A 21,214-nucleotide genomic window follows, 5' to 3' on the forward strand; every position below is an offset into this window, starting at 1 on the left:
TCATAGCGGAAAACGGAGTTTGCACTGCCCATTCACAGCCAAACAACCTCTTTCTACAAGAAGATGCCGGAGGAACGCCCAAATAGCATTTAGTATGAACTGTTAGTATGAAACTGAAAGAAAGAATCCATCGTTTTTTACATGACGAAAAACTGAAACGAAAGTTGTACGTCATCATCTTCGAATCGGACACTCCCGCCGGAAAACTGTTCGACGTGATTCTGATCGGCTGTATTCTAGTCAGCGTACTGCTTGTCATCATCGAAAGCCTGAAAGGACTTCCCAGCTTTCTGACGACTCCGTTCGTCATTATGGAGTACCTTTTCACCGCTTTCTTCACTTTCGAGTACCTGACGAGAATCTACTGCTCGCCCCGTCCCCGGAAATACATATTCAGCTTCTTCGGAATCGTAGACTTGCTAGCCACCCTTCCGCTCTACATCGGCCTGCTCTTCCCCGGTGCACGCTATCTGCTCATCATCCGTGCTTTCCGCCTGATACGGGTATTCCGTGTCTTCAAGCTCTTCAACTTTCTGAATGAAGGCGAACGACTACTCACCGCCTTACGCGAAAGCAGCAAGAAGATTGCGGTATTCTTCTTATTTGTCGTCATCCTGGTGACTTCCATCGGCACGCTGATGTATATGATTGAAGGAACACAACCCAACTCCCAGTTCAACAACATCCCGAACAGCATTTACTGGGCTATCGTCACCATGACTACCGTAGGCTATGGAGACATCACCCCCGTCACCGGTCTTGGGAAGTTCCTTTCCGCCTGTGTCATGCTAATCGGTTACACAATTATTGCCGTACCGACAGGGATCGTATCTGCCTCCATGATGAAAGACTACAAACGCAGAAGAGACAAAGAATGTCCCAACTGCCATCGCTCCGGACACGAAGACAATGCCGAGTTTTGCAAATATTGCGGACATAAATTGAATAATGACTAAACAATATCTATTCTTTATTTAACACGAAAAAGGTATTCACTATTTTCGTGAATCACAAATTAAATGCTATATTTGCAGAAACAAACGGAATATGATTATAGAATATGAGAAAGAGTATCTAAAAGAGTTATATGAGAATGGCAAGTGTAAAAGCAAAAAATATCGGTTTGATGCGGCTATTATAAAAAAATACCAGAAGCGTATCGACACATTAATCGCCGCTACCCGAATAGAAGATTTATTTGTCTTCAACTCTCTGAACTTCGAAGCTCTTCAAGGCCGTGCGGACTACTTTTCCATTCGCATAGACTATCACTATCGACTGGAATTTAAAACTCGCACTGAAGGTACAGAAATCATATCAACCATTTGCATAGTGACAGATATAACCAATCATTATCAATAAAAAGATTAAATTATGGATACAATAAAAAGATTACCAACACACCCAGGTGATATATTGAAAGAAGAATTGGAATGTCGCAGAATCTCTCAAAAGAAATTCTCGGAAATTCTGGGAGTTCCCTATACAATGCTTAATGAGATTTTAAATGGGAAAAGACCTATTACCAGTGATTTTGCATTAATGATAGAAGCCGCTCTAAACATTAATCCAGAACTACTCATCAATATGCAAGCACGATATAATATGGCTCTGGCACGTGAAAAGAAAGCACTTTCAAACCGATTAAACGAAATACGAAAAATGTGTGCCTCATTGCTATGAGTTCTTGCCAATACGCTCGAATAAAACAATAAACACACAGCCTACCGCATAACAAGCTATGTCCGCCCAATCGAACGTAGAGCCCAGAATGATTCTGGCTGCACGGTTCGTGATCCCCAATGTTTCCACCAACCGGAAGTATTGCAGCACTTCCACAAAACAGGCAAAAAGAAAGACATAAAACGACATCCGCGGAATTCCTGTCGGGAGAAATATCCTCACAAAACTATACACCAGCACTACCACCAGCATATCTCCGACATAAGGACGTATAAAATTGTCACGCACATACAAAGCTATCAATACCTCGATGCAAAAGATCAGCAGAAAGCTGATTATATAAAAAAATCTTTTCTTCATTATTCACTCAATCACAGGGTTAAACATTCATTTGAGTCTGCGAATATACGATAAAATAGATCGAATACGTTCAAATATTACTAAATGATTGATCCATAAAAGAGAAATAATTGTATATTTATAGTTCCAAGTATTTTTCCACAAACAATAAAAAAACAGAAAGGAGATTGAACACATGATGTTGAACATAGATTTCGTCATTCGTTTATTGGTCGCCGGCATACTGGGGGCGATCATCGGACTGGATCGTGAATACCGTGCCAAAGAAGCCGGATACCGTACTCATTTCCTCGTATCGCTAGGCAGTGCCCTGATTATGATTGTTTCCCAATACGGATTTCAGGAGATTATAAAAGAAAGCAGTGTCACGCTCGACCCCAGTCGTGTGGCGGCTCAAGTCGTCAGTGGTATCGGATTTATCGGTGCGGGAACCATCATCTTCCAAAAGCAGATTGTACGCGGCCTGACTACCGCCGCAGGAATCTGGGCAACTGCCGGTATCGGACTGGCAGTAGGCGCAGGAATGTACACCATCGGCATTGCTGCCATGGTATTGACCCTCATCGGACTGGAATTACTTAGTTACCTGTTTAAAAGCATCGGAATGAAAAGCTCGATGGTTTCTTTCTCTACTTCCAACAAAGACACTCTGAAACAGATAGCGGACAGATTCAACTCTAAAGACTACCTGATAGTCTCTTACGAGATGGAAACGTTGCATAAGGGTGAAGCAGAGTTTTATCAGGTGAGCATGGTAATCAAGTCGAAACGAAATAACGATGAAGGACATTTGCTTTCATTGATACAGGAGTTTCCGGAGGTAACAGTGCAGCGAATTGAATAAGTCCCTTTACAAAAAACAATAGAGACAAGAAAAGCAGAAGAAACAAGGAGGAGTATTTTAATTCTAAAATATAAAGAGATGAAAACCTATTTCTGCTTTTCCGTCAGATACTTCCAATAACGTACAGGCATATCCTGCCTGTGCTTTCTCGGATTCATACGTTCTTTGATACAAATGGCCTTGAAATAAGTTTTCCAGAGTTGTTGGAAAAGTTTCTCATCCTTGTCCATCAGACTTTCATCCAGCATCCCCGTAATCAGATGGGATTCACGGCTGTCATCATCAAACGAGATGGTTGTCACCTCCTGCAAGTCATAATAAAAACCATAACGGCGTTTCATGTCGTAGATAATCCACTTCTGATCGGCAAAACGGTCTTTGAAATGGTGGACGGTAAGAGGAAGCGCATTATACTGCGGTTCGAAAGCCGCAAAGAATGTACCATCCGCAGCTTTCTGAAAACGGACAAACTGCATCAGGTGCACACGTTCACCATCCACTTTCTTCCATATTTGCGCCAATCGCAAAACGTCCGGATCGCCAAAATTGGTTTCGATAGAACGGGGTGAGTCGATCGCTTTACGGATATAACGAAAAATGAGCATCCCTACCTCCGGAAGCTCCGACAGCCAACTTTGTGTGAGGCAGCCCAAAGCAGATACAGAGACTTTCTTCTGCAATCCCCGCCACACACGCCCTGCCTTCTCTTCATCGGTGACTACGGTATGCAACTCATCATAAAATAAGGGCAAAGCATCTCCTTCCGACAACAAATCATCGGGAAAGGTCTTGCGAAAATAGGCGTCGAACACGGCAGTCAGCAGACCATCAAAGCTTTTATCGTAAACAAAAATGTTCAAGAGTTATGATTTATGATTTATGATTTATGGGTTATGATTTCCGGGTTATGATTTATTTTTAGGCACGGATTACAGGGATGAATGCGGATTCTTTGCAGCAATGACAACACTAAAAACCGTGTAATCCGTGTAATCCGTACCTAAATTATTATATAAGCTAATTAACATACTTAGTAATTCGTTTAATCAGAATTCATAAATCATAAATCAGAAATCAAATCGTAATTGGCGTTCATCCACTTTCTTTTTTGGTTTCGGGAGCAATAAGCTACGTACCCGTTGCGGCGAAAGTTCGTTCACAGTCAGCATTTGGAGAGGCAGCTCTTTGCAGGTGATGAAATATTGCGCCTTCTTCATCACCACTCCTATCTTCTTCAGTTCATAAAAACCCAGTCGCGAAAAACGGCGGGAGGCGACAATCAGCTTCGCCGACTTCACTCCCACTCCCGGCACACGGAGCAACATTTCGTAGTCCGCTTTATTGATGTCGACAGGAAACTGTTCGGGATGGCGCAAAGCCCACGAGAGTTTCGGGTCTATCTCGAGGTCGAGATCCGGATAGGCATCATCCACAATTTCGTCCACCTTGAATTGGTAAAAGCGCAATAACCAGTCAGCCTGATAGAGCCGGTTTTCACGTACCAAAGGCGGTTGCTTCAATGCCGGAAGACGTTTATCGTATGTATTCACAGAAACGTAGCCCGAATAGTAGACACGCTTCATGGTCGGCCGTCCGTAAAGAGCCGACGAAAGGAAAAGAATATCTTTATCCGACTCGGAGGTAGCGCCCACAATCACCTGGGTACTTTGTCCCGCAGGCGCGAAACGGGGTGCATGGCGAAACTTCTGCCGTTCTTCCTTACTCTCCAACACACCTTGCTGAATGTATTTCATCGGAGCAAATACACTTTTATGATCTTTCTCCGGTGCAAGGAGTTTCAGGTTTTCTTCTTTGGGAATTTCGACGTTGACACTCAAACGGTCGGCATACAGCCCGGCCTCATTCACCAATTCACGACTGGCACCGGGAATACTCTTGAGATGAATATAACCGTTAAACCGGTACACTTGCCGCAAATCTTTGGCTACACGCACCAGTCTCTCCATCGTATAGTCCGGATTGCGGACCACTCCGGAACTAAGAAACAACCCTTCAATGTAGTTACGACGATAGAATTCCATCGTCAGTTCCACCAATTCCGAAACGGAAAATGTGGCGCGGGGAAGATCGTTGCTACGCCGGTTGATACAGTAGGCACAGTCGTAGATACAATAATTGGTAAGCATGATTTTCAATAGCGAGATACACCGCCCGTCCTCGGCAAAGCTGTGGCAAATCCCCCATCCTCCGACAGTGTTTCCCAGCGTGCCCGGCTTATTGGAGCGCACCGTACCACTGGAAGAACAGGAAACATCGTACTTGGCAGATTCCGCAAGTATCTTCAGTTTAGCTAAGACGTTTTCGTTCATAATTCCCAATCTTGATTCTTTTCGCAAATATACGATTTAATTTGAGACGCGTATAGAAGAAAAAAAGTTTAGCAAATATATCAATACAAAACAAGTCAAATTTTATGATACAAAAAGCTACGCTTAAAAAAGGAGTTTAATAGATACAATATTTTATTACATAGATCAAATATGATAATAAAATAAATCGATTATTTTATCACAACAAATATATTTTCATTAACTTTGCAAAGTCAACACAAGAAGTGTTGCATTAATAAACAATTTAATTTTACACAAATGAAGACTTCAAACGAAAACGAAGAAGAAATGGAAGAACGAGAATGGGTTATCAATGGTTTTAAAACCTTCTCTGCCGTAGCGCAGGAGTATTTTCCCGAATATTCTAACGCTGACACAGCCAGCAAAAGAATGAGAAACGAAATAGAACTCGACAAACTGCTCTTCGACGAATTAAAAGCCGCACACTACGTACACGAAACAACACGTCTAAGTCCGAAGCAACAGCAGATCCTTTTCATGACCTGGGGACCGGAAAAAATAATCCTACGTTAGCGCATCACCCATAAGTAAAGATTTACTGCATCCTGACACCTCCGAAAACACAGAAAAAACGTGTTGAACGAACTATATTATATAGATTATTATATTTTAGTATTTATATATGTTCGGTTGGTGGTTCGCCTACTTTTTTTTCGAGCGTTGCAAACGCATGACAGACAAGCAGTTGAGCCACCTTCAGGGGGTGTTCGTTTGGCTGTTCGATTTTTTGTCAAAAAAAATACTAAAAAGAAAGCCGCATGTTCCCGAACAGAGCCTCTATTTACGGCAAACAGAGGTTCTATTTCTAATAAACAGAGGCTCTGTTTCATCCCAACAGAACCTCTGTTTTTCTATTCATTCCCCCAATCTCATCTTTTACACCCGCGCGGTGTCACACAGAACAACATTATTTCCGTCCTACAGCCCCCAATACAGTCCAAATACCACCATACCGTCCAAAACACCTCCATTCCAGCCAAAAAAGATTTGCACGAACAGCCATTCATACACTACCTTCGCAGCCGCATCCGACAATGTATGCACAATGGGGATAACCCGCAATCAACAACAAGTAAATAAAAATACGCCTCAATGAAACAACTTTCAAACAATCTCCTGCACGAAGGCTACATCCTGATTCCCAAAGCACTGTTAAAACGTCAGATAAACGACAAAGCGCCGGGAGAACTGGAAGCGCTCCTCCAAGTCCTGATACACGCCAACTACTCGGAAACCACGTACAAGATTCAGCAGATCGACATCGTATGCCAACGCGGAGAATCCGTCATCAGCCAGCAACACTGGAGCCAACTCTTCCAATGGAGCCGATCCAAAACCCTCCGCTTCTTTCAAAAAATCCAGGAAGAGGGCATTATCAAGATCATCCCACACCAGAAAGGAATCTTCCACATTCATATCAACAACTATGATTTCTGGACCGGCTGCATCTCTCCGGAAGCCCGCGAAGAAAAAAAGAAAGAAAAATCCGAAGTGTTCGACGTTTTCTGGGATAAATATCATGAAACGATGCAAAAACCCAAACAGTACGTCGCCCGTGCCCGCCGCGAATGGGACAAGCTCACCCAAGAGGAACAGCAGACAGCCATCGACCACATCGAGGAAGTCTACTACCACACCAACGACACACGTTTCATCCCCCTTGCCGCCACCTACCTGAAAGACAAGGCTTTCTTAAACGAATATATAGACTAAAAAACATCGAAAAGAAATGCAACCACACGCCAGCGAACTCGAAGAAGCCATCATTGGAGCCTGCCTGATAGAACAGGAGGCTCTGCCACTCGTAGCCGACAAGCTACGTCCCGAAATGTTCTACGACGATCATCATCAGCTGATCTTCGCCGCCTTGATAGCCATGTATCAGGCAAACAAAAAGATAGATATTCTCACCGTCAAAGAAGAGCTCACCCGTCGCGGAGTGCTCGAAAAGATAGGCGGGCCGTATACCATCGTACAACTAAGCAGCCGGGTAGCTTCCTCCGCCCACATCGAGTATCACGCGCAAATCGTCCACCAGAAATATCTGGCACGCGAAGCCGTAGTCGGCTTCAACAAACTCCTCACCTGCGCCATGGATGAAACAATCGACATTGACGACACCCTCATCGACGCGCACAACCTGCTCGACCGTCTCGAAGGCGAATCCGGACACCACGACCATATACGCTGCATGGACACCCTAATGACCGACACGCTGAAAGAAGCTGAATTGCGTATTGCCAAAAGCGTGAACGGCGTCACCGGCATCCCCACCGGTCTGACCGAACTCGACCAAAAAACGGGCGGTTTGCAGGATAGTGATCTGATAGTGATTGCCGCCCGGCCTTCCGTAGGTAAAACGGCTTTTGCCCTACACCTGGCACGCAGTGCGGCAATGGCGGGCAATGCGGTGGCCGTCTACAGCCTTGAGATGCAAGGGGAACGCCTTGCCGACCGATGGCTGGCAGCAGCAAGCAACATCAATCCTTACCGGTGGAGGAACGGAATACCTACCTCACAAGAGATGGAAAATGCCCACACCGCAGCTTCAGAACTATCGGGACTCCCCATCTACGTGGACGACAGCACTTCTGTCAGCATGGATCACATTCGCTCAAGTGCCCGGCTACTGAAGAGCCGCAATCAGTGTGACGCAATTATTATCGACTACCTGCAACTCTGCGACATGGCTACCAAGCAGGCCAACCGCAACCGCGAACAGGAAGTGGCACAAGCCACCCGGAAAGCCAAGTTGCTGGCCAAGGAGCTGCATATTCCCGTCGTACTGCTTAGTCAGCTGAACCGCGAGTCGGAGAATCGCCCCGGAGGACGTCCGGAACTGGCACACCTGCGCGAGAGCGGAGCTATCGAACAGGATGCAGACGTCGTGATGTTGCTTTACCGACCGGCGATGCAACGCGTCGTCACTGACCGGGAAAGCGGTTACCCGACAGAAGGACTGGGGGTGGTTATCGTTGCCAAGCAGCGTAATGGAGAGACTGGGAATGTATATTTCGGACATAATCCGTCGATGACAAAAATATATGACTATGTTCCGCCATTGGAATATTTGGAAAAACATGCTAAATAAAACAATCTATTGTACAAATAATCAAGACAATTTATCAAAATAGTATTGATACATATCTGGTGCAAAACTTTTTATATTATCAGAGAAAATAAAACCATATTTACTTGACTTCTCCTCTCTTATTTTGTATATTTTTAGTATCAAAAAGAAAACATATAATTATTCACTTAAACCTTAACTTTTCAAATTTATGGATGTATTAGTAGAACGCTATCAGCGCAAAAAGTATGTAAATCAGGAGGATGCTCCGTTACTGTATTACATACGTCAGAAATCGGGCAATGTAAGAGTGATGGACGTTGATACGATGGCTACCGCCATCGAAAGTAAATCGTCACTGACTGCCGGAGATGTGAAACACACCATTGAGGCATTTGTGGAACAGTTGCGTCTGTCGCTCACCCAGGGCGATAAGGTGAAGATTGACGGATTGGGTACGTTCCACATCACGCTGACTAGTGACGGTACGGAGACTATGAAAGATTGTACGGTGCGCAGCATCCGCCGTGTCAATGTCCGCTTTGTTGCCGACAAAGCGTTGAAGCTGATGAATTCGAGCCATACGAGTACACGAAGCGAAAACAACGTGAACTTCGTCCTGGGCGGAAAGGGCGATGGAAGCGATTCCGGAAACGGTGGTTCGGACGATGATTCCGGCAGCGGTTCGGGGGGCAATAAACCGGGCGGTGGAGAAGCACCGGATCCAGCAGCGTAAATAAGCTGCCCGCTCTATCTTCTTTGGCAGAATGAAACTTCATCCTTAGAAAAAACAGTATCACATGGTTTCAGGAACTGATCCATGTATGGTTCCTTGCCATGTGGTTGCTGTTTTTCTGTTTTTCTCTTTCCCGCATTTTCTCATTTTCTTTATTTCTCCATTTTCTTTCATTCTCGTGTTTTTTAGTTTTCCTATTTTTAGTTTCTCTTATTTTTTAATTCTCAATCTTTAATTTTTAATCTTTAATTCAAGAAAGATGTTAGACAAAATCATTGATATTATTACAGCCATCCTCCCTTTTTTCGGAGGTCGCAAAAAACGTCAGCAAATGATGCAGGACGTCAAAGAGTTCAGCGAACTAGTGAAAGAGCAGTATGGCTTCCTTATGAAACAGCTCGAAAAGGTGCTCAAGGATTATTTCGATTTGAGCGACCGTGTGAAGGAAATGCACTCGGAGATTTTTTCATTAAAAGGCAAACTTTCGGAAGCTGTCACTTTACAGTGTGTCAATAAAGAGTGTATTCAGCGCAACAATGGTTCCGAATCTGCATCATCATCCACTTCTTTAATACCTGCCTAACGCATGAGAACTATTAATCTGATTGTCGTGCATTGTTCCGCTACCCGCGAGGATAAATCTTTCACCGAACATGATTTGGACGTTTGTCATCGTCGCCGCGGCTTCAATGGTGTGGGTTATCATTTTTATATTCGTAAGAACGGGGATATTAAGTCTACCCGTCCGTTAGAACGGATCGGTGCGCATAGCCGTGGTTTCAACCGGGAAAGTATCGGTATCTGCTATGAAGGCGGACTGGACTGCATGGGACAGCCGAAAGACACGCGCACTTGTTGGCAGAAACACTCGCTACGGGTTCTTATCCTGACTTTATTAAAGGATTTTCCGGGATGCCGTGTCTGGGGACATCGTGATCTTAGTCCTGATCTTGACGGAGACGGTGAGATTGAACCGGAAGAGTGGATCAAGGCTTGCCCCTGTTTCGAAGCGAGCAAGGAGTGGGATAAAGAATAGGTTTCTTTTTTCATTTACATATTCTATTGTTAGTTGTTATTGGTTAATTGTTATTGGTTATTAATCAAGAAAACCCGGACTTTCGCAAGCCCGGGTTTTCTGCATCTTGGGAACGCCTCTTTTACCTATAGGGAAATGGGGGACTAGCAATTTGATTCCAGTACAACAAAAAGACGCTCCGAGAGTAAAAATAAAAAGGAATACCTGTGGGAAATGTGGGAGGTATCCCTTTTCTAAATAAGAACAAAGAGGAAGGATGGACTTTCACAAGCTGTGTCCTTCGCTTTGTTCTGGGGTAAAAATATCTTCACACACAAGTGAAGAATGGTTTTATTGTTTATAAAAAATTATCTATTTAAGAGATATCATCTCTCCCTCTATTCGAGATGTTAGAATGAATGTAAGGGAGAGATGATCTTAGAAACAGCTATTAGTCAAAAGGTTGGTCTGATGCTGTACCTAATTTAATCTCTACTGTAACTATCTTACCTGCATCATAGCCAGTAATAGTTCCCCATCCGGGAGCTGCATTGATGGTTACGGTAATTGTTTTCTTAGCACTAGGATCCAAATTCCTACCAGTTTCAGTAAGTGACAATACGCCCGATTCAGTAATAGAAACATATTGTTGATCAGCAGATGCCACTGTGAAAGTAGGAAGATCTACTCCAAATACAGTTAACGGAGATGCACCCCAATCAGTAGTGTTTGCGCTACCATCTTTCCAGATTGTCTTATCATTAGTCGCTTTCCATGAGAAACCATTTGCCAGATCAAACGTACTTTGATAGTTATCCCTACCAATCTTCACTGTCGTGCTTGCCGGTGCAGTCCATGAACCTGCAAGACTAGTCGGAGTGATATTTAAAGTCTTTTCTGCTGATGATAATGTAACATCAGCATCTTCGTTATTTTTACCTACAACATTCACCTTAACAGCAATATTATCTCCTTTATATTTACTGCCATCAACCGTCAATACATGATCTTCGCTAATAGATACACCTGCTATAGGAGCATTATCTATTGCAAACTTAATGGAAGCGCCTGCGTTATCTGCGTTACCTTCAACTGTAGCATAATTATTAAATGCATTTTTCAAATCAGATGAGAAGCTCACTAATGTCGGCTTATCAAACGGAGCATAAGTAGGCTGGAGTGTCATAGTACCACCAGCTGCTATATCCGTATTGAAATTCAAAGCATAATCTACATTAGTTATCTGAACCGTAGCATTAGCTGTTATCGTAAATTTCTGGGTAGGCGATACTGTTACTGTCAGTGTCACATCATTATAAGTATTAACCGGTATACCTGCCGGAACAACCACTGTTAACTCGTTCGTAGTTGTATTTTCCTTGAATGCAAATTTAATACCGCTCTTAGCACCTGTCTCAAAGTCGAAGCATTCACTTCCAAGAGCCTGGTAATCAGCCTCTGTAATGCCAAGAGTAGAGTAATTAGGACCAGTTAAGTCAACATCAAATACCGATGCTTCTTCTCCTTTACTTTTGAATTCTACGGTACCGATTCCGGAAGGATTCACTGCTAAAGTCTTAATAACCTGTTCACCAGCTGTTACTTGCGCAAATTCTTTTGTAAAAGTAGATACAGCATCCCCTGCAGCATCCTTCATTGTAATTCTTGCTTGGGCAGTTACTTTTTTATTATTGAACGAAGAACTATAGGATTTTAGTTCCAGAACACCATTAGTTTCTCCAATTTTGAAGTCGTTGTAGTCGTCCGCTGCTTTTAGTGTATATTTCACCGCAAAACTCTTATTCACCGCACTCTCGCTAATAGCTTCGTCGATGATAGCATTTCCTGCTCTGTCCTTACCAGTCATCAGCACTTTAGCACCTGTACCATAGTCGATTTTTGAAGCAGCGTTATCAGAAAGCATAGTAGCCACGTCCTGGTTCGGTGAATTCAATGTTACAGATGTAATCACTCTATAATCCGCAATTACAGGGAAATAATTAGAACTGATATCCGTCAAATTCTTAGTTGCATCTTTAGCTTTCAGATTCAGGCTAATAGCATAGCTCTTGTCTGTAGTCGTAGAAAGAGTATAGGTTACGATACCTGTAGCTTCGTCCACTGTCGGCGTGCCTTCAATGCTATAAATCTCTTCTGCTGCACGAGTCTTTATTTCCTGTGCGTCGAATGAAGGAGTATAGTTGGCTACAAAGCTGGCGGCAGCTGTTGCCGGAGAAATACGGAACTTCACCTGGATAGGATCGGCTTGCGCAATCATTTTTCTAGCTTCTCCTTCACCATAATAATAAGACATGAATTTCACCTGTCCATCTTCGTATTCAGGAATATAAACAATGCTCTGAATTTGGTTTTCAAGTGCCGTGAGACGTTTTTCCAATGCAGCGAATTTATCATTTACCGTTTTTTTATAATCAGCAAAATAAGCTTCTACTTTCCCATCGAAAACTTCTTTAGTAGCACAATAACCATAACTGGTTTTAATCGTGGTAATTTCAGTCAATACTGCCGCAAAATTTTCATAACCACCATCAGTTAAAGCTGTCTCGATAGTCGTTTTGAATGTGGTAAGCGTAGTGATATTACCAGTCACAGTTTGGTAAGCAGTTGCCTGTTCTTGTTTATATGTTTCAAAGTTAGTGCTCAACGTTGCTAATTTATCGTCTACACCTTTGATAGAAACATTGATAGCAGAGGCTTCCGCCAATACCTGTGATTCGATAGCATCGTTTACGTATTTAGCAATAGAGCCATTGTCTTTCAGCAACTCCAGAACTTCGCCATCAACCAATCCTGCAAGTTCAGAATGGGCTACGTAATCAGCCAAATCATCCTTCGATGCAGCGTTTTGATTAAATGTTTCCAATGCGGTGATTCTGCCATCCAATTTTTGCAATTCTAAAATATCAGCTTGTATACTAACGATAGCAGCCGCATTATTCTCGGCCATTTCTGTCACAGCCTTCAATTCATTCTTAGCTTCTGCCAGTTCATCAGCTAATTTTTTCAGGTCTTCGCTAGATGCAGCACCAGCCAGCTTCTCTGTCAGGTCGGCAACTTTAGCTTCGAGGTCTTCCTTCGTTTTGTTCAAAGTTCCCTCAATAGAGTTCACTTGTTCTGAAAGAGCGGTGATCTGGTCGCCCAATGTTTTAATAGTACTTGCGTCTGCTTTGTTTTCCAATGCAGTCTGCAATGCTTCTACTGTTTTCAGCAAATCCTGTACTGCTTTAGCATCTGCTTTACCATCAATAGCTGTCTGTAACTGTGTCTGCAAAGTCTGAATGGCACTAGATATGGCCGTTTTCATGTCCTCTGTGCTCACCGGATTAGTGGACGTTACTTTATCAATCTGCTCTTGCAGATTTTTGATGTCATCGTCATAGTCCTTACAACTTGTAACGGTTGTACTTACTGTAAGCGCCAATGCCCCGAAAAGCATTACCCTAACAAAATTTTTCTTCATAACTACTTAAAAATTACATTAATAATATATTATTAAACACTAAGTTTCAATAATAGCCACCCGTTACTTTGTAGGTAACGGAGAAACCTTTGTTCCTGCTCTTTTGGAGTAGTCAATACGGAAAAATGAAACAATATGCGATTACATTTTTACCCCTGCTTCTTAGAAGCGGCAGAGGGGCGGGAGACCTTTTGCAAAATTTAGAAGTTAACAAAGCCCTAATACAAAGAATCCGCGTGTTTTATTTGTTTAATTCCTGTTTTGAGTAGTTTATTAGAAAAAATGTATGATTTCGTTTGGTTGTTTTAAGAAATATGCTCATATTTGCACCGATATTTCAACCCGTTACCTACAAAGTAACAGAATAAAAATCAAGCACTTACGCCGACCACAGATCGTTTTATAAAATCAAGTACCTGCATATTTGCTTCATCAATTTTCTTATTTCGGAAAGGCTTCAAATAAGTTTCTGTCACGGTGATGGACGAATGTCCCATCGCTTCGGAAATAATACCCGGATGAATTTCGCAATAATACGCAGTCGTAGCCCAGGTATGGCGGGCGGTGTACGAGCTCAACCGGTCTTTGAGTCCCAATGCCTTTCCTAATAATTCCAACTGATAATTAAAATTGCGCAATGCCAGTTGATATTCCCTATACGCCTTTGGCGAACCTTCGTCACTATGAAGAATCGGGAACAAATAAGGCGACTGTTCCTCCCGATTCATATACTTTTGCAAAAGAAACATCGCTTCCGTCGTCAACGTCACAGACAACGGACGTCCCGTTTTACGACGACGATAACTAATCACATTTCCCCGGAGATCACTCTTGCGCAAATAAGCCAAGTCGACAAAAGGCAGTCCCCGAAGCAAGAACATAAGAATGAACAACTCCTGCGCCCCCTTCATGGCAGGAGTGATGGCGTCCGACTGCAACAGACGGGCAAATACCTTCTTCATATCCTCCATATCCAATGCCCGACGGCGGTCTGCCCGCGTACCTGTATATACGGAGCGAAAAAGATGCGGCACGTATGATGCCTTCCGAAGATCGACAGCGCGATTGTAAACCGCACGCAACGTGCGAAGATACGTAGACACCGTATTCCAACTACACCCACGTGCACGAAGACTACCCTCAAAATGCTTCAGCCACTCCGGAGTGATTTCCCGAAACGACAAACGATCGGAACCCTGAAAAGTAAGAATCGCATTCAACGTACTTCTGTATACATGAGCAGTCCCTAAATTTCCACTCTGCTGCAAATCAACAGCCACTTGTTTCATAAACAAAGTAAAACTTTCCTTTTTCATTAAAAATAAATTAATAATTAATATTTACTTTTCCCACATTTTACTTTAGTAAAATACAAAAATATATCTTCAAAAATTTACATACATAAAATCTAAAAAATAAAAACTAAAACATTTACATTAATCATCAAAGTAAATTTCATACATTTGCGCAATTTTTCAAACAACATATTATTTTAACCATTTAAAGTATAAAAAAATTATGAACAACAATGAACCAGCTGCCGAACGCTACAGCATTAATGGATTCAAGTATTTCTCCGAATTGGCGAAGGAGTATTTTCCCGATCTGGCAAACGCTTCTTCCGCCAGCAAAAAAATGCGCAAACGCATTAAAGCAAACAAGACATTGAACGAACAACTGGTTGCTGCGTATTACACCAGCCAAACAATCGATGTCAGTCCTGAAATGCAGCTAATCATCTACCGACACTGGGGACCTCCCCACATTGACTTGCCGACAAACGTTTAGCGCGTAACAGAAAACGAAAACACGGACAAGAAATAAAAGGAAAATCGAACTATATATTTTTAAATATATCATTTATCTTTTATTGTTTATTATGTATTCCACTTTGCGTTCATCACTTTTTTTCAAAACGAAGATAACTACCAATCATACAGCTATTTACAGAAAGAAAAAAGCGTTCCACAAAGCGTTCGGCAAAAATGACCGTTTTTTCACTACAAACAAGACCTTCGAATCCCCCCAAACGAAGGCTTTGTTTTTTCTCCAACAGAAGCTCCACCAGTCACAAACAGAAGCTCCACCAACCACCAACAGAAGCTCCGCCAACCACCAACAGAGCATTCGTTCCATCCCCACTCCTTCCCCGGCTTCATGAAAGAAGAAAAAAACAGCCATTTGCGCATCGCGGCACCCTTTATTCATCCACACCCGTCCGCACGGAACCACACCCCTTGCGCATCGCACAAGAACGGCGTACCTTTACAGAAATTTAAAACGATAACCCAATGAACAATTTCAATTTTGAAGCCATGATGGAACATGGTTTTCTCATTATCCCCAAAGCCCTGCTACAACAACAGATAGAAGACCCGAACATAGAAGCCGGAGAAATAGAAGCGCTCCTGAAAATCCTGATGAAAGTAAACTATTCGGACACGTTATACAGCGACCGGCAGCACAAAGACTACCTGTGCAAAAGAGGCGAAAGCATGTTCAGCTACCGCGACTGGAGCCGCATTTTCCGCTGGTCTGTCGGAAAAACCTTCCGATTCATACACGCCCTTGCCATCCTGGGGATCATCGAAATCGTCCCCCATCCCAACAACTCGTCCCTGCATATCCGTGTCGTCGAATACGACAAATGGGTAGGAGCCCCCGACAGCGGCAAGCAGAAAAAGAAAGCCGTCAACGAGAAGTTCCGCCTGTTTTGGAATGAGTTTCACAGCATCACGCAGCTTCCCAAAGAAAACATCGCCAAAGCGCAACGCGAATGGAAAAAATTAAGCGACAAGGAACAGCAACTCGCCATCGACAAGGTAGAAGATTATTATTTCCACCAAACAAACATCAACTACCTGCTCCACGCCGCCAGCTATTTATCCAACAAAGCTTTCCTAAACGAATACTGATAAAACGAATCCCAATTAAACGAAGACTGATTAAACAAACACTGATTATGAATACCGAAAACAGAGTTTCACCACAGGCTCCCGAAATAGAAGAAGCCATCATCGGCGCCTGCCTGATAGAGCAGAGGGCTATACCACTGATAGCCGACAAGCTGCGCCCCGAAATGTTCTACGTCCTGCGCCACCAACTGATCTACGCCGCCATACTGGCTATGTACCACGCCGGAATGAAAATAGACATCCTCACCGTAAAAGAAGAGCTTTCCCACCGCGGAAAGCTCGAAGAGGCGGGCGGAGCGTTCGGCATCACCCAGTTGAGCAGCAAAGTGGCGACTTCCGCCCACCTCGAATATCACGCGCAGATCGTACACGAGAAATATCTACGACGCGAAATGACCTTGGGATTCAACAAACTACTCGCCTGCTCGCTAGACGAAACGATGGACATCGACGACTCGTTGATGGACGCGCACAACCTGCTCGACCGTCTGGAAGGCGAATTCGGCCACAACAACCACATGCGGGACATGGATGAACTGATGACCGCCACCATGACCGAAGCCGAAGGACGTATTGCCAACAACATAAACGGAGTGACCGGCATCCCTACCGGACTGGCAGACCTGGACCGCATGACGTCCGGACTCCAAAACGGCGAACTAGTGGTAATCGCCGCCCGTCCCGGCGTAGGAAAAACGGCATTCGCACTACATCTGGCACGAAACGCAGCCATGGCAGGACATGCCGTAGCCGTCTACAGCCTCGAAATGCAAGGAGAAAGACTGGCCGACCGATGGCTGACAGCAGCCAGCGAAGTCAGTGCCCGCCATTGGCGGTCGGGAACCGTCAGCCCGCAAGAGCTTGCAGAGGCACGCACGGCAGCCGCCGACCTCAAACGTCTGCCGATACACGTAGACGACAGCACCTCGGTCAACATGGAACACGTACGATCCAGCGCGCGACTGCTGCAAAGCCAACATGCGTGCGACGCGATCATTATAGACTACCTGCAACTCTGCGACATGACAACCGGCCAAAACAACCGCAACCGCGAACAGGAAGTGGCACAAGCCACCCGCAAAGCGAAGTTGCTGGCCAAAGAGCTAAACGTACCGGTGGTACTGCTTAGCCAGCTAAACCGCGAATCGGAAAACCGCCCCGCAGGCCGCCCCGAACTGGCACATCTCCGCGAAAGTGGCGCAATCGAGCAGGATGCGGACGTCGTGATATTACTCTACCGCCCCGCCCTCGCACGAATAACAACCGACCGCGAAAGCGGTTACCCTACCGAAGAACTAGGCATAGCAATCATAGCCAAACAACGCAACGGAGAGACGGGAAACGTATACTTCAGGCATAATTCGGCAATGACAAAAATCACCGAATACGTCCCACCGCTGGAATACATGCTGAAACATGCTAAATAGATACAGATTCACCCCGATTCCATACAATTTTATATTACAATATATAGCTGTATGGAATTTCTTTTTTTATTTCATTATTGATATAAAATAAATAGCAAAATACTTGACTTTCCCTTTCAAATTTCGTATATTTGTAATGTCAACAAGGACAGAAAATATTATTACTTAAACCTTAACTTTTTTAATTGTATGAATGTATTAGTGGAGCGCTATCAGCGCAGAAAGTATGTGAATCAGCCGGATTCACAGATGTTGTATTATGTACGCCAGAAATCGGGTACAGTGAGAGTGATGGACATCAACAAGCTGGCCGATGCCATCGAAGCGAACTCATCGCTTACAGCAGGAGATGTGAAGCATTCCATCGAGGCTTTTGTTGAGCAGTTGCGCCTGTCGCTTACCCAGGGCGACAAGGTGAAGATCGACGGATTGGGCACGTTCCATATCACGTTGAGCAGCGAAGGGGCGGAAAAGGAGAAGGATTGCACGGTGCGCAATATCCGCAGAGTAAATGTTCGTTTTGTGGCAGACAAGGCACTTCAGCTGGTGAATACGAGTCATGCCACTACCCGAGGCGAGAATAATGTCGATTTCATCCTGGCCGGAAAGGGTGACGGAGAAGACGCGGATGGTGGAAACAGCGGTAGCGGTGGAAGCGGAGAAGCTCCGGACCCGGCAGCTTAATCATTAAAAACAGTGCCGCATGGGTATTACAGAGTGATTTCTACAGTTACTCTCCATGCGGTTTCTGTTTTCTTCTACATTTATTTTTTAATTCTCAATTTTCAATCCTCAATTTATTAAAATGCTCGATAAAATCATAGAGATCATTATGACGATCCTGCCCTTTCTGGGCAGTAATCGCAAAAAGCGCAAAGTAATGGCGCAAGAAGTAAAAGAGTTCAGCGAACTGGTGAAAGACCAATATACTTTTCTGATGCAGCAATTGGAAAAAGTGTTGAAGGATTATTTCGACCTTAGCTCGAAAGTGAAAGAGATGCATACGGAGATATTCTCATTAAGAGATCAGCTGGCACAGGCTGCTGCCTTACAATGTATTAATAAGGAATGTGCACAACGTAGTGCAGCAGAGGCATGATAATGATTCAATTAATGCAAATTATGGAACCTGTGCAATTTACAGAACCTATTCAATCTATTTAATCCATTCATGAGAACTATAAACCTGATAGTAATCCATTGCTCCGCTACGCGCGAAGACAAGAGTTTCACAGAATATGACCTGGACGTCTGTCATCGCAGACGAGGATTCAACGGAACGGGTTATCATTTCTATATCCGCAAGAACGGGGATATAAAATCTACCCGTCCGATAGAACGAATTGGTGCGCACAGCCGCGGTTTCAACAAAGAAAGTATAGGTATCTGCTATGAGGGCGGACTCGATTGCAAAGGACAACCGAAAGATACCCGTACCGAATGGCAGAAACATTCGCTCCGGGTATTGATTCTCGCTTTATTGAAAGATTATCCGAATTGCCGGATCTGCGGACATCGGGATCTAAGTCCCGACCTGAACGGAAACGGCGAAATAGAACCGGAAGAATGGATCAAGGCCTGTCCCTGTTTTAATGCTGAAACGGATTGGGATAAAGTCTAAAAAAAAATAGCTTTATTATAATTTAGGCACGGATAACACGGATTTCACGGTTGCTTTGTACAAGCATAGCACTAACCGTGAAATCTATGTAATCCGTGCCTAATCTTTAACTTATGATTTTGCTAGACTACGCGTTATCAAAGGTTGTTTCAAACCGACGCAATATGCTGTCTAATTTTCCAACGAGGTAAAAAGGTAGATTTATCAATTTGAATTCTTTTCCGTCTGCCGTCTTTACCTCATCCACAGCATAAGGCTGCGACCATATTCTGACTGCAACAGTCTGATTAGAGTGATTCATAAAAGAATGTAAGGAACGCAAGTGGGCGTTATGCCCTGATTTGACTTCAATGGGATAAACCATAGAATCCTGCACCCACACATAATCGACTTCTGCATTAGAACCACTTTTATTACGCACCCAGAAACAACGTTTCTGACTGACTTTATCTGTCAGTGTCAACAGTTCTTGCGCTACAATCTGCTCCGCTATCATACCACGCCAAGCATCCATTATATCTTTTGCTCCCAAAACCTCTTTCTGTACTTGTGCCGCATAATTCACCAATCCTGTATCTAACCAGACCAGTTTGGGCATACGCTTTATTTCAGGAGTGGCCGGAACTTCCGTTGCCGTAGTCGGATAAACTAATTCCAGCAACATCGCCTTTTCCAATAAACGAAAAGCCTCTCCCACTTCCCGAGCATTATAAGACGAACCAGCAAATCCTCCTAAAGTTATAATTTGTCCAGCTTTATGCCATCCTTCTTTTAATATAAAGCGAATCACTTCCGGAAGTTGTTTTCCCAAAGCATATTTTTCCACATCATCCCGGTAGCCTTGCAAAAGAGTTTCATAAGTGGACTCCAAGGATAAAATATCCCTGCGCTCCGCATAGAGTTGCACAACTTCCGGCATACCTCCAATCAACGTATAGATATTAAACAATAACATCAAACGATCATGGAAAGCGAGAGTGATTTCAGGCTTATCTAAAACGGATAATAAAGGTTCTTCTCCAACAGCACCCAGAAACTCGCGAAATGAACAAGGACGCAATGCCATATATTGCACCCTTCCCACCGGAAATGAAACACGTACATCTATCAGGTTTTCTAATAATGAACCGGCAGCAATTACATAAATATCAGGTAATTCTTCATAGAAATAGCGTAATAACGCTACTGCCTTTGCTGAATTTTGAATTTCATCAATAAAAAGTAATATAGTTCCTTCATTCCTTATCTTTCCACAATGTGCAAAAAATAAAGGCATCAAATCTTTTAGAGATACATTCAACTCAAACAAGGATGCTGCCTCCCGTTTCTCCAAATTCAAATACAGGTAATTGTCAAACTGCTTTCCAAATTCGTTGACTACCGTTGTTTTACCGACTTGCCTTGCTCCACGCAATATCAAAGGCTTTCTATGCGTATCGTCTTTCCATCTTTCCAGATGAAATAAGATATCTCTTTTAAACATAAACCACAAATTTATTGATTTTCAGCAACAAAGTTATAAAGAATTTCCAAAGATGGGGCAAAATACCATTGATTTTGTTTCAAAGATGGGGCAAAAGTCTATCGTTCATGTTTCAAAAATGGGGCAAAGCCACCTAATACTGTCGTAAATATGGGGCAAAAAGAACGTATTTACAATCAGCTAATCTACAAATTAGACGACTTACCA

At 43.5% G+C, this 21,214-nt stretch carries 23 protein-coding genes; 16 read left to right on the forward strand and 7 right to left on the reverse strand.

Annotation, left to right across the window (positions count from 1 at the left end; all coding sequences use genetic code 11):
* The first annotated feature begins 107 nt into the window (after positions 1–107).
* From HMPREF0106_RS05340 to HMPREF0106_RS05330, 3 genes are all read left to right on the forward strand, one after another.
* Entirely contained in the window at positions 108–956 is an 849-nt protein-coding gene (locus HMPREF0106_RS05340; RefSeq protein WP_009040786.1) for an ion transporter, read from the forward strand.
* 91 nt (positions 957–1,047) lie between these two features.
* Entirely contained in the window at positions 1,048–1,362 is a 315-nt protein-coding gene (locus HMPREF0106_RS05335; RefSeq protein ID WP_009040787.1) for a type II toxin-antitoxin system RelE/ParE family toxin, read from the forward strand.
* Positions 1,363–1,374: 12 nt separating this feature from the next.
* Positions 1,375–1,683, forward strand: coding sequence for a HigA family addiction module antitoxin (locus tag HMPREF0106_RS05330; protein WP_009040788.1), 309 nt, complete (start codon positions 1,375–1,377; stop codon positions 1,681–1,683).
* On the opposite strand, the gene HMPREF0106_RS05325 is transcribed toward HMPREF0106_RS05330, so the two are convergent.
* Positions 1,678–2,043, reverse strand: a complete 366-nt coding sequence (locus HMPREF0106_RS05325) for a DUF2809 domain-containing protein (protein WP_009040789.1) — start codon at positions 2,041–2,043, stop codon at positions 1,678–1,680. The two genes, HMPREF0106_RS05330 and HMPREF0106_RS05325, sit on opposite strands and share 6 nt — an antisense overlap.
* A gap of 175 nt (positions 2,044–2,218) precedes the next feature.
* Between HMPREF0106_RS05325 and HMPREF0106_RS05320 the strand changes: the two genes are divergently transcribed.
* The gene (locus tag HMPREF0106_RS05320) at positions 2,219–2,887 is read left to right on the forward strand and encodes an MgtC/SapB family protein (protein ID WP_004314765.1); all 669 of its coding nucleotides are present in this window, start codon (positions 2,219–2,221) and stop codon (positions 2,885–2,887) included.
* A gap of 86 nt (positions 2,888–2,973) precedes the next feature.
* On the opposite strand, the gene HMPREF0106_RS05315 is transcribed toward HMPREF0106_RS05320, so the two are convergent.
* On the reverse strand, positions 2,974–3,747 hold the full coding sequence (locus HMPREF0106_RS05315; RefSeq protein WP_008644354.1) for a TIGR03915 family putative DNA repair protein: 774 nt from the start codon (positions 3,745–3,747) through the stop codon (positions 2,974–2,976).
* A 207-nt stretch (positions 3,748–3,954) separates the two neighbouring features.
* Positions 3,955–5,217 (reverse strand): putative DNA modification/repair radical SAM protein, encoded by a 1,263-nt coding sequence (locus tag HMPREF0106_RS05310; RefSeq protein WP_004314762.1) that lies wholly within the window; start codon positions 5,215–5,217, stop codon positions 3,955–3,957.
* Between the two features lie 279 nt (positions 5,218–5,496).
* Here HMPREF0106_RS05310 and HMPREF0106_RS05305 point away from each other — a divergent pair, with 279 nt between their 5' ends.
* From HMPREF0106_RS05305 to HMPREF0106_RS05280, 6 genes are all read left to right on the forward strand, one after another.
* Positions 5,497–5,772 (forward strand): DUF4248 domain-containing protein, encoded by a 276-nt coding sequence (locus tag HMPREF0106_RS05305; RefSeq protein WP_008644351.1) that lies wholly within the window; start codon positions 5,497–5,499, stop codon positions 5,770–5,772.
* Between the two features lie 579 nt (positions 5,773–6,351).
* Positions 6,352–6,972 carry a hypothetical protein gene (locus HMPREF0106_RS05300; RefSeq protein WP_009040790.1) on the forward strand — a complete coding sequence of 207 codons (621 nt, stop codon included), beginning with the start codon at positions 6,352–6,354 and terminating at the stop codon, positions 6,970–6,972.
* Between the two features lie 16 nt (positions 6,973–6,988).
* Positions 6,989–8,350 carry a replicative DNA helicase gene (gene dnaB / locus HMPREF0106_RS05295; protein ID WP_009040791.1) on the forward strand — a complete coding sequence of 454 codons (1,362 nt, stop codon included), beginning with the start codon at positions 6,989–6,991 and terminating at the stop codon, positions 8,348–8,350.
* Between the two features lie 190 nt (positions 8,351–8,540).
* Positions 8,541–9,065: an HU family DNA-binding protein gene (locus tag HMPREF0106_RS05290; protein WP_009040792.1), complete on the forward strand. Its 525-nt coding sequence runs from the start codon at positions 8,541–8,543 to the stop codon at positions 9,063–9,065.
* A gap of 259 nt (positions 9,066–9,324) precedes the next feature.
* On the forward strand, positions 9,325–9,648 hold the full coding sequence (locus HMPREF0106_RS05285; RefSeq protein ID WP_004314756.1) for a hypothetical protein: 324 nt from the start codon (positions 9,325–9,327) through the stop codon (positions 9,646–9,648).
* Positions 9,649–9,651: 3 nt separating this feature from the next.
* The gene (locus tag HMPREF0106_RS05280) at positions 9,652–10,101 is read left to right on the forward strand and encodes an N-acetylmuramoyl-L-alanine amidase (RefSeq protein WP_009040793.1); all 450 of its coding nucleotides are present in this window, start codon (positions 9,652–9,654) and stop codon (positions 10,099–10,101) included.
* Between the two features lie 430 nt (positions 10,102–10,531).
* Here HMPREF0106_RS05280 and HMPREF0106_RS05275 read toward each other — a convergent pair whose 3' ends face one another.
* On the reverse strand, positions 10,532–13,561 hold the full coding sequence (locus tag HMPREF0106_RS05275) for a hypothetical protein (RefSeq protein WP_009040794.1): 3,030 nt from the start codon (positions 13,559–13,561) through the stop codon (positions 10,532–10,534).
* 371 nt (positions 13,562–13,932) lie between these two features.
* Entirely contained in the window at positions 13,933–14,877 is a 945-nt protein-coding gene (locus HMPREF0106_RS05270; RefSeq protein ID WP_004314322.1) for a tyrosine-type recombinase/integrase, read from the reverse strand.
* A 202-nt stretch (positions 14,878–15,079) separates the two neighbouring features.
* Between HMPREF0106_RS05270 and HMPREF0106_RS05265 the strand changes: the two genes are divergently transcribed.
* A complete protein-coding gene (locus HMPREF0106_RS05265; RefSeq protein ID WP_004300655.1) occupies positions 15,080–15,349 on the forward strand; it encodes a DUF4248 domain-containing protein in 270 nt (89 codons plus the stop codon).
* 156 nt (positions 15,350–15,505) lie between these two features.
* Here HMPREF0106_RS05265 and HMPREF0106_RS27210 read toward each other — a convergent pair whose 3' ends face one another.
* Positions 15,506–15,811, reverse strand: coding sequence for a hypothetical protein (locus HMPREF0106_RS27210; RefSeq protein WP_153882625.1), 306 nt, complete (start codon positions 15,809–15,811; stop codon positions 15,506–15,508).
* A 41-nt stretch (positions 15,812–15,852) separates the two neighbouring features.
* On the opposite strand from HMPREF0106_RS27210, the gene HMPREF0106_RS05260 reads away from it, so the two are divergent.
* From HMPREF0106_RS05260 to HMPREF0106_RS05240, 5 genes are all read left to right on the forward strand, one after another.
* Complete coding sequence (locus HMPREF0106_RS05260; protein ID WP_004314320.1) at positions 15,853–16,476, forward strand: hypothetical protein; 624 nt, start codon at positions 15,853–15,855, stop codon at positions 16,474–16,476.
* Positions 16,477–16,523: 47 nt separating this feature from the next.
* Positions 16,524–17,903: a replicative DNA helicase gene (gene dnaB / locus HMPREF0106_RS05255; protein WP_004314319.1), complete on the forward strand. Its 1,380-nt coding sequence runs from the start codon at positions 16,524–16,526 to the stop codon at positions 17,901–17,903.
* A 189-nt stretch (positions 17,904–18,092) separates the two neighbouring features.
* Positions 18,093–18,587 carry an HU family DNA-binding protein gene (locus HMPREF0106_RS05250; protein ID WP_004314318.1) on the forward strand — a complete coding sequence of 165 codons (495 nt, stop codon included), beginning with the start codon at positions 18,093–18,095 and terminating at the stop codon, positions 18,585–18,587.
* 121 nt (positions 18,588–18,708) lie between these two features.
* Positions 18,709–19,002: a hypothetical protein gene (locus HMPREF0106_RS05245; protein WP_008648736.1), complete on the forward strand. Its 294-nt coding sequence runs from the start codon at positions 18,709–18,711 to the stop codon at positions 19,000–19,002.
* A 72-nt stretch (positions 19,003–19,074) separates the two neighbouring features.
* Positions 19,075–19,524: an N-acetylmuramoyl-L-alanine amidase gene (locus HMPREF0106_RS05240; protein WP_004314316.1), complete on the forward strand. Its 450-nt coding sequence runs from the start codon at positions 19,075–19,077 to the stop codon at positions 19,522–19,524.
* A gap of 127 nt (positions 19,525–19,651) precedes the next feature.
* Here HMPREF0106_RS05240 and HMPREF0106_RS05235 read toward each other — a convergent pair whose 3' ends face one another.
* Positions 19,652–21,007, reverse strand: coding sequence for an ATP-binding protein (locus HMPREF0106_RS05235; protein WP_004314315.1), 1,356 nt, complete (start codon positions 21,005–21,007; stop codon positions 19,652–19,654).
* Between the last annotated feature and the right edge of the window lie 207 nt (positions 21,008–21,214).

Source organism: Bacteroides sp. D22 (assembly GCF_000163675.1).
Lineage (GTDB): Bacteria > Bacteroidota > Bacteroidia > Bacteroidales > Bacteroidaceae > Bacteroides > Bacteroides xylanisolvens.

Bases quoted from the DNA above. Each gene is read 5' to 3' on its own strand.
- HMPREF0106_RS05250 (WP_004314318.1), top strand. From the start codon at position 18,093: ATGAATGTATTAGTGGAGCGCTATCAGCGCAGAAAGTATGTGAATCAG.
- HMPREF0106_RS05265 (WP_004300655.1), top strand. From the start codon at position 15,080: ATGAACAACAATGAACCAGCTGCCGAACGCTACAGCATTAATGGATTC.
- HMPREF0106_RS05275 (WP_009040794.1), bottom strand. From the start codon at position 13,561: ATGAAGAAAAATTTTGTTAGGGTAATGCTTTTCGGGGCATTGGCGCTT.
- HMPREF0106_RS05280 (WP_009040793.1), top strand. From the start codon at position 9,652: ATGAGAACTATTAATCTGATTGTCGTGCATTGTTCCGCTACCCGCGAG.
- HMPREF0106_RS05325 (WP_009040789.1), bottom strand. From the start codon at position 2,043: ATGAAGAAAAGATTTTTTTATATAATCAGCTTTCTGCTGATCTTTTGC.
- HMPREF0106_RS05270 (WP_004314322.1), bottom strand. From the start codon at position 14,877: ATGAAAAAGGAAAGTTTTACTTTGTTTATGAAACAAGTGGCTGTTGAT.
- HMPREF0106_RS05290 (WP_009040792.1), top strand. From the start codon at position 8,541: ATGGATGTATTAGTAGAACGCTATCAGCGCAAAAAGTATGTAAATCAG.
- HMPREF0106_RS05340 (WP_009040786.1), top strand. From the start codon at position 108: ATGAAACTGAAAGAAAGAATCCATCGTTTTTTACATGACGAAAAACTG.
- HMPREF0106_RS05330 (WP_009040788.1), top strand. From the start codon at position 1,375: ATGGATACAATAAAAAGATTACCAACACACCCAGGTGATATATTGAAA.
- HMPREF0106_RS05310 (WP_004314762.1), bottom strand. From the start codon at position 5,217: ATGAACGAAAACGTCTTAGCTAAACTGAAGATACTTGCGGAATCTGCC.
- HMPREF0106_RS05320 (WP_004314765.1), top strand. From the start codon at position 2,219: ATGATGTTGAACATAGATTTCGTCATTCGTTTATTGGTCGCCGGCATA.
- dnaB (WP_004314319.1), top strand. From the start codon at position 16,524: ATGAATACCGAAAACAGAGTTTCACCACAGGCTCCCGAAATAGAAGAA.
- dnaB (WP_009040791.1), top strand. From the start codon at position 6,989: ATGCAACCACACGCCAGCGAACTCGAAGAAGCCATCATTGGAGCCTGC.
- HMPREF0106_RS05260 (WP_004314320.1), top strand. From the start codon at position 15,853: ATGAACAATTTCAATTTTGAAGCCATGATGGAACATGGTTTTCTCATT.
- HMPREF0106_RS05235 (WP_004314315.1), bottom strand. From the start codon at position 21,007: ATGTTTAAAAGAGATATCTTATTTCATCTGGAAAGATGGAAAGACGAT.
- HMPREF0106_RS05285 (WP_004314756.1), top strand. From the start codon at position 9,325: ATGTTAGACAAAATCATTGATATTATTACAGCCATCCTCCCTTTTTTC.
- HMPREF0106_RS05240 (WP_004314316.1), top strand. From the start codon at position 19,075: ATGAGAACTATAAACCTGATAGTAATCCATTGCTCCGCTACGCGCGAA.
- HMPREF0106_RS05305 (WP_008644351.1), top strand. From the start codon at position 5,497: ATGAAGACTTCAAACGAAAACGAAGAAGAAATGGAAGAACGAGAATGG.
- HMPREF0106_RS05335 (WP_009040787.1), top strand. From the start codon at position 1,048: ATGATTATAGAATATGAGAAAGAGTATCTAAAAGAGTTATATGAGAAT.
- HMPREF0106_RS05300 (WP_009040790.1), top strand. From the start codon at position 6,352: ATGAAACAACTTTCAAACAATCTCCTGCACGAAGGCTACATCCTGATT.
- HMPREF0106_RS05245 (WP_008648736.1), top strand. From the start codon at position 18,709: ATGCTCGATAAAATCATAGAGATCATTATGACGATCCTGCCCTTTCTG.